Raw genomic sequence first — 6,185 nt, 5'->3', positions numbered from 1 at the left:
CGAGACCTGGTATGAAGACATCGTGCGCCAGTACGATATGGTCATCGCCGGTCCTTCAAAATTTGGCGAACGCTTCCTTAATTCGGTGATCATCGGCTTCGGGTCGACTTTCCTCAGTATCTTTCTGGGCACCCTCGCCGCCTATGCCTTTTCCAGGTTCAAAATACCGCTGGCCGATGATTTACTCTTCTTCATTCTCAGTACGAGGATGATGCCCCCCATCGCGGTCGCGATCCCGATCTTTCTGATGTACCGCCAGCTTGGTTTGTCTGACACCCATCTGGGCATGATCCTGCTTTATACAGCGGTTAATATTTCGCTCGCCGTCTGGCTTCTCAAGGGGTTCATCGACGAGATCCCCCGCGAATACGAGGAAGCCGCACTTATCGACGGCTACACCAGGTTCCAGGCCTTCTACAAAGTCGTGCTTCCCCAGGCGGCGACCGGGATCGCTTCCACCGCGATCTTCTGCCTGATCTTTGCCTGGAACGAATACGCTTTCGCGGTGCTGCTCACATCCGGCACGGCACAGACCGCCCCGCCCTTCATCCCCACCATCATCGGTGTGGGCGGCCTCGACTGGCCCGCCGTCGCCGCCGGCGCCACCATCTTCCTGCTGCCAGTGATGATCTTCACCATCCTGCTGCGCAAACATCTGCTGCGCGGGATTACATTCGGAGCGGTCCGCAAATGAGCCGGGTGCAGCGCTACCAGATCCTGCGCACAAGATGTGCACACGCACTGAAGCCCTGGACGGAGGGAACAGCATGAGCAATTTTCTGACCGGTCTGATGCGTCTCAAACGCGGGCCCTGGGAAATGCTGGCAACCATTATCATCGCGCTCGGCGTCGTGATGCTGATGCAGCCTTTCGTGATGTGGGCCTATACCTATTCCTTCATCACCACGCTCATCGGCACCGTGATGTTTATCATTGTCAGCCATTTCCGGGAGTGACGCCATGACCGATCAACCCCTGAGAACGGCGACTTGCGGCTGTGGCGCGCTTTCGGTCAGAACGACCGGTGCGCCGGAACGGGCGATGCTTTGCTCCTGCCGCAGTTGCCAGAGCCGAACAGGCTCCGGCATCAGCCTTTCGGCCTATTGGACCGAAGATCAGATCGTGACCCGTGGTGCTGCAACGGAATGGGTACGCGATTGTCAGGATGGACGGCAAGCGCTGCATCGGTTTTGTCCGACCTGCGGCACTACCTTGTGGTGGACGATGGATGTCTTTCCCGGACTGATCGGCGTGGCCGGTGGCGCGTTCGCTGACGGCGACTTCCTGGAACCCGCCAAAGCCTATTGGGCATCTCTGCGCCCAGGTTGGGTTGATCGTATCCGGACAGTTGAAACCCTTGACCGGCAGGGCACATAATGGCGCAGATCATCATCAAGAACGTCCGCAAGGAATTCGGCGATTTCGTCGCGGTCAGGGAAAGCTCCTTCACCATCGAGGACGGCGAGTTTTTCATGCTGCTCGGCCCCTCCGGCTGCGGCAAGACAACCACACTGCGCATGATCGCGGGGCTGGAGCTGCCGACCAGCGGTGAGATTTACCTCGACGGAGAAGAGATCAGCCAGCGCCCGCCGAGCCAGCGCGATATCGCCTTTGTTTTCCAGATGTTCGCGCTTTATCCGCATATGAATGTCTACAAAAATCTCAGCTATCCACTGATCAGCCAGGGCATGAAACGCGCCGCCGTCAAAGCGAAGATCGACGAAGTCGCACAGATCCTTGGCATTGAGAACATTCTCAAAAAGCCGGTCGGAGGGCTGTCGGGCGGTGACCGGCAGCGAGTGGCGCTCGGGCGCGCCATCGTGCGCGATCCCAAGGCTTTCATGATGGATGAACCTCTTGGCGCACTTGATGCGGAATTCCGGGAACACATGTCCGAAGAGCTCCGCGCCCTGCATGACCGCATGGGGGCGACCACCGTTTACGTGACCCACGATCAGCTCGAAGCAATGCAGATGGGTGACAAAATCGTTGTGATGAACAACGCCGTGGTCGAACAGTTCGGAAAGCCTCAGGACATCTATGACATGCCGGCCACGATGTTCGTTGCGGATTTCATCGGCTCTCCCTCGATGAACTTTCTCAGCTTCGACGGCCAGGTCGCCGAAGGCGCTCAAAGCATCGAGATGGATGGCAGAATGCTGGGCGTCCCGCGACAGATGCAGGGAGCGTCAGGCAAGCTCGTCTTTGGTGTGCGGCCAGAGCATATCGAGCTCAGTGACAGCGGCGACTACCGCGGGGAAATCATTGCCACCGAATACCTCGGCACCACGCAGATCATCACGATGACCACCCCCAACGGCGAACTTAAGGCGCGTGTCCCCGCGGGGAAATCTGCCAGCGTTGGAGAAAAGGTGGGCCTCGGGTTCGACGCTGCCACCGTGACGCTTTTCGACGAAAAAACCGGCCGCGCCCTGCGCTCGGAGCTCAACGACGAGGTGCTTGCCCATGGCTGAGGTTATTTTGAAAGGCGTCTCTAAATCCTTTGGTGACACGGTTGGTGTTGAAGACATCGACATGACGATTCCGGACGGTGCTTTTGTTGTGCTGCTCGGGCCAACGGGCGCCGGCAAAACCACCACGCTGCGCCTGATTTCAGGGCTGGAAACGCTCGACGCCGGCGAGATCAGCATTGGCGGCCGCGTCCTGCGCGAAGAGACACCGGCACAGCGCGACGTGGCGATGGTGTTCCAGCAGTATTCGCTTTATCCGCACCTCACCGTGCGCGAAAACCTGGAGTTCCCGCTCAAGTCCCCGATCCTGAAAACGCCCGGAGACGAGATTACCCGCAAGGTGAACGAGGTGGCAAACGTTCTGCAGATCGCACACAAGCTCGACAACAAGGCGACGGCTCTCTCGGGTGGTGAGATGCAGCGGGTGTCGATCGGTCGCGCACTCGTGCGTGAGCCGCAGGTCTATCTGATGGATGAGCCGCTTTCATCGCTCGACGCCAAGCTGCGCACCGATCTCAGGATCGAGCTGAAACGCATTCAGGCAAGCCTCGGGGCCACCATTTTATATGTGACCCACGACCAGATCGAGGCGATGACCATGGCCACTCACGTGGGCGTTCTGAACGAAGGGCGTCTGGTGCAGTTCGGCACCCCGCGCGATATTTACGAGAACCCGAATTCTGTCTATGTCGCCTCGCGCCTCGGACTGCCGCGGATCAATATCCTGCCCGGTGATCTTTTTGGGGCGGCGCCGCGCGGCGCCCACCGGATCGGGCTGCGTCCTGAACATGTCGAGCAGGGGACAGGCCGCGAGGCCACCGTGGGCCGCGTCGAACGTCTCGGCGATCACACCCGCCTGCACCTGAACCTTGACGGGCATGACATCACTACGCTCGCCGATCCGCACGCCAGATATACGCCGGGAAATCAGGTGCGCATCGCGCCACGCGATCCGCTGTGTTTCGACGCCGAAGGCAACCGCATTTACTGAAGGGAGAGACAACCATGGCACAGTTCATCAACACCAAAGACGCCCTGGTCACCGACGCGATCGACGGGGTTCTCGCAGGTTCCGGTGGCGCGCTATGCCGGCTTGACGGATACCCGCATATCAAGGTTGTCTGCCGCAGTGACTGGGACAAATCGCGCGTGGCCCTGATCTCGGGCGGCGGTTCGGGGCACGAGCCCGCCCATGCCGGATTTGTCGGCGAGGGCATGCTGACTGCGGCGGTTTGCGGCGAGGTGTTTGCCTCACCCTCCGTCGACGCGGTGCTTGCAGGTATTCTCGCCGTTACGGGCGAGGCTGGATGTCTGCTGATCGTCAAAAACTACACCGGAGATCGTCTCAACTTCGGCCTCGCCGCGGAACGTGCGCGTGCGTATGGTCTGAAGGTCGCGATGGTCATCGTGGACGACGATATCGCGCTGCCTGACCTCCCTCAGGCGCGCGGTGTCGCCGGCACCCTTTTTGTGCACAAAATCGCCGGCGCGCTGGCCGAGGACGGCGCCGGTCTCGCCACTGTATCCGCCGCCGCCGAAAAGGTCGTGGCCAGCACCGCGTCCATCGGAATGTCGCTCGATACCTGCACAGTGCCAGGCTCTGCGCGCGAAGACCGGATCGCCGCCGGCATGGCAGAGCTTGGTCTGGGTATCCACGGCGAGGCCGGTGTGCAACAGGTCGACTTTGAGAACGCCGAAAAAGCCATGGAAATGGTGCTCAGCAAGCTTGCCGGACATATTGATGGCAAAGAATGTGTGGCACTCCTGAATAATCTCGGAGGCACCACGCCGCTCGAAATGGCGGTGCTGACCCACGCACTGGCGACTTCCACCCATGCTGCCGGGATCAAAGCGGTGATCGGCCCCGCGCCTATGATGACCTCTCTTGATATGCACGGATTTTCGGTTTCTGTTCTGCCGCTTGATGCCGCGACAGAGGCCGGTCTGGCACGGCCCGTACCGCTGGCCGCCTGGCCCGGGATGAACACGCTGGGCGCAGGCAAGGTTAAGCCACTGCCCGACGGTCTGAGCCCGATCAAACCTATTCCATCGGAGAATCCGCGCGTCCGCAGCCTGATCGAGAAGTGCTGTGATCTGCTCATCACCGCCGAAGATGATCTGAATAAGCTCGATGCGAAATCCGGCGACGGGGATACCGGCAGCACGCTCGCCACCGCCGCAAAGGCGCTCAAGGGATCGATGGACCGTATGCCGCTGGCCGATCTCACGCAGCTTTTCCGTGCAGTTGGCAATGAACTCAGCCAGACCATGGGCGGCTCCTCCGGCGTGATCCTCGCGATCTTTTTCGGGGCCACCGGGGATGCCTGCGCCAACGGACACCCGACCCACGAGGCGCTGCTGAAAGGTCTCGAACGCATCAGCGAGGTGGGCGGGGCGACAACCGGTGACCGCACGATGATAGACGCTTTGCATCCGGCGCTGACTGCCATGCCGGATGGTATTGAGGCGGCGGCTCAAGCTGCCCGTACGGGTGCGGATGGTACGGCAAAGATGGGCCGCGCCAAAGCAGGACGCGCGTCTTATGTGCCCGAAGAGAACCTGATCGGCCACAATGATCCGGGTGCGGAGGCCGTTGCGCGTCTCTTTGAGGGCCTCGCCGCCGCAATGAAAGGATAACCCGGCGCGCTCATGAAAGCAGGTCGCGAGAATAATCCGCTGAAACCCACGGTCAACGACATTGCGCGCGTGGCCGAGGTCAGCCTTGCAACCGTGGACCGGGTTCTGAACGAGCGGCCGGGCGTGCGCAAAATTACCGTCGAAAAGGTCAACAAGGCCATCGCCGATCTCGGTTATGTGCGCGACACCGCAGCGGCCAATCTGGCGCGCGGTCGGGTGTATCGCTTTCTCTTTATCCTGCCGGCCACCGACAATGAGTTTTTGTCGCTGCTGGAAAAGCATATCGTCGGGCAGTCTTTTGGCCTCAGGCGGGATCGCACTCAGATTTCGCTGATCCGGGTGCCCGCCTTTGATCCGATGGCGCTCGCCGAGGCGATCAATTCTGTCGATACCAGCGGGCTGGACGGGGTCGCTGTTTTTGGTCCGGAAACGCCCTCGGTGCGCGACAGTATCGGCAGGCTCCGGCGCGCGGGGGTCGCCGTGGTCTCGCTGGTATCCGACATTCCCAGTTCGGATCGCAACACCTATGTCGGCGTGGATAACATTGCGGCCGGGCGCACGGCAGGGCGGCTGATGGGGCGTTTTCTGTCGCCACGGACCGGCAACGTGCTGGTGCTAACAGGATCAATGCTGGCGCGGGACCATCTGGAACGCCGTCTCGGGTTCGATGAGGTCATGTCGCGCGATTTTCCGCACCTCACAGTTCTGGCCTCACTGGAAGGCCGGGACGATCCGGACCTGATCGAGCGGTTGCTGCCCGACGCTCTTGCACGCACGCCCGATATCGTCGGTATTTATTCTTCTGCGGCAGGCAACGCCGGGCTGATCCGTCATCTGCAACGAAACGCGCCCGATCCCGCGCCGGTCATCGTCGCACATGAACTCACGCCGCTCTCGCGCGCGGCCCTGGGATCGGGCATATTCGACGCCGTGATCAGCCAGGACGCGGGCCACCTCGTGCGCTCGGCGATCCGGATCATGCGGGCCGCCACAGACAACACCCCGATCGATACCGCGCAGGAACGTATCCGCATCGATATTTATCTGAAAGACAACCTGCCGCCCTGACCCGGGCGC

General features: G+C 60.9%; 7 protein-coding genes. All 7 read left to right on the top strand.

The annotated features are described in order from the left end of the window. A partial coding sequence (locus Q0M35_RS06655) for a carbohydrate ABC transporter permease (protein ID WP_295313432.1) occupies nucleotides 1-694 on the top strand: 694 nt, incomplete at its 5' end. A gap of 73 nt (nucleotides 695-767) precedes the next feature. Beyond that, entirely contained in the window at nucleotides 768-956 is a 189-nt protein-coding gene (locus tag Q0M35_RS06650; protein WP_295313431.1) for a hypothetical protein, read from the top strand. A gap of 4 nt (nucleotides 957-960) precedes the next feature. Further along, nucleotides 961-1,377: a GFA family protein gene (locus tag Q0M35_RS06645; RefSeq protein WP_295313430.1), complete on the top strand. Its 417-nt coding sequence runs from the start codon at nucleotides 961-963 to the stop codon at nucleotides 1,375-1,377. Continuing rightward, on the top strand, nucleotides 1,377-2,474 hold the full coding sequence (locus Q0M35_RS06640) for an ABC transporter ATP-binding protein (RefSeq protein WP_295313429.1): 1,098 nt from the start codon (nucleotides 1,377-1,379) through the stop codon (nucleotides 2,472-2,474). The genes Q0M35_RS06645 and Q0M35_RS06640 overlap by 1 nt, the downstream gene beginning before the upstream one ends. Then, complete coding sequence (locus Q0M35_RS06635; protein WP_295313428.1) at nucleotides 2,467-3,462, top strand: ABC transporter ATP-binding protein; 996 nt, start codon at nucleotides 2,467-2,469, stop codon at nucleotides 3,460-3,462. Before Q0M35_RS06640 ends, Q0M35_RS06635 begins: the two co-directional genes overlap by 8 nt. A gap of 14 nt (nucleotides 3,463-3,476) precedes the next feature. Continuing rightward, the gene (locus Q0M35_RS06630; protein ID WP_295313427.1) at nucleotides 3,477-5,108 is read left to right on the top strand and encodes a dihydroxyacetone kinase subunit DhaK; all 1,632 of its coding nucleotides are present in this window, start codon (nucleotides 3,477-3,479) and stop codon (nucleotides 5,106-5,108) included. Nucleotides 5,109-5,120: 12 nt separating this feature from the next. Continuing rightward, a complete protein-coding gene (locus tag Q0M35_RS06625; RefSeq protein WP_295313426.1) occupies nucleotides 5,121-6,176 on the top strand; it encodes a LacI family DNA-binding transcriptional regulator in 1,056 nt (351 codons plus the stop codon). Nucleotides 6,177-6,185: the final 9 nt, after the last annotated feature.

Origin of the sequence: Roseobacter sp., from assembly GCF_024639605.1 — a bacterium.
Taxonomy (GTDB): domain Bacteria; phylum Pseudomonadota; class Alphaproteobacteria; order Rhodobacterales; family Rhodobacteraceae; genus Roseobacter.
The sequence above is the reverse complement of the archived record's forward strand: the minus strand, read 5'-3'. Positions and strand labels throughout refer to the sequence as shown.

Excerpts from the sequence above, each read along its gene's own strand:
- Q0M35_RS06645 (WP_295313430.1), top strand. The coding sequence starts at position 961 with ATGACCGATCAACCCCTGAGAACGGCGACTTGCGGCTGTGGCGCGCTT.
- Q0M35_RS06625 (WP_295313426.1), top strand. The coding sequence starts at position 5,121 with ATGAAAGCAGGTCGCGAGAATAATCCGCTGAAACCCACGGTCAACGAC.
- Q0M35_RS06640 (WP_295313429.1), top strand. The coding sequence starts at position 1,377 with ATGGCGCAGATCATCATCAAGAACGTCCGCAAGGAATTCGGCGATTTC.
- Q0M35_RS06650 (WP_295313431.1), top strand. The coding sequence starts at position 768 with ATGAGCAATTTTCTGACCGGTCTGATGCGTCTCAAACGCGGGCCCTGG.
- Q0M35_RS06630 (WP_295313427.1), top strand. The coding sequence starts at position 3,477 with ATGGCACAGTTCATCAACACCAAAGACGCCCTGGTCACCGACGCGATC.
- Q0M35_RS06635 (WP_295313428.1), top strand. The coding sequence starts at position 2,467 with ATGGCTGAGGTTATTTTGAAAGGCGTCTCTAAATCCTTTGGTGACACG.